At 40.3% G+C, this 546-nt stretch carries 1 protein-coding gene; it reads left to right on the plus strand.

Features of this window, described 5'->3' with window-relative positions; translation table 11 throughout:
• Positions 1 to 477, plus strand: a 477-nt coding sequence (locus ACFINH_RS10380) for a hypothetical protein (protein ID WP_375633096.1), incomplete at its 5' end; no start/stop codon positions are given.
• Positions 478 to 546: the final 69 nt, after the last annotated feature.

Genomic DNA, 546 nt, shown 5'->3' on the forward strand with positions numbered 1-546 from the left:
ACCAATCAAACAATTCTTCGCGAAGGTAAAAAACTTTATCGCATTAAGGCGTTAAGAGATTTTGGTGATGTTAAAGCTGGTCAACTTGGTGGCTATATTGAATCTGAAGAAAATCTTTCCCATGATGGTAATTGCTGGGTTGGTGATCAGGCCATTGTTGTGAGCCCTGGTCGTGTTTACGAAAATGCGCAGGTTTATGGCAATGCGGGTGTTGGTGGTTTTGTATATGGTAATGCTCGCGTCTACGATTCAGCAAAGGTTTTTGCCAATGCCCATGTGTATGATAATGCCCATGTTTTCGATAGTGCAAAAATTGTAAGTAAAGTGCATGTTTATGAAAATGCCAATGCATGTGGCATGGCTATTGTTACTAAGAATATTTGTGGTGACACAATGAATAATGTTTATACAGAACGCCTTTCTCCTTATGGTGAAATTTGCTTTGTTATGTGTCGTCCCCATAGGAAAACAGCTTAAATAACGGCGCGGGCGCGGCGGGGGCGCCTCCTTATAACCATTTCATTTAAAAATTTGTTTGAATATTAG

It is taken from the genome of Bartonella sp. AA74HLJMH, assembly GCF_042197045.1.
Classification (GTDB): Bacteria; Pseudomonadota; Alphaproteobacteria; order Rhizobiales; family Rhizobiaceae; genus Bartonella.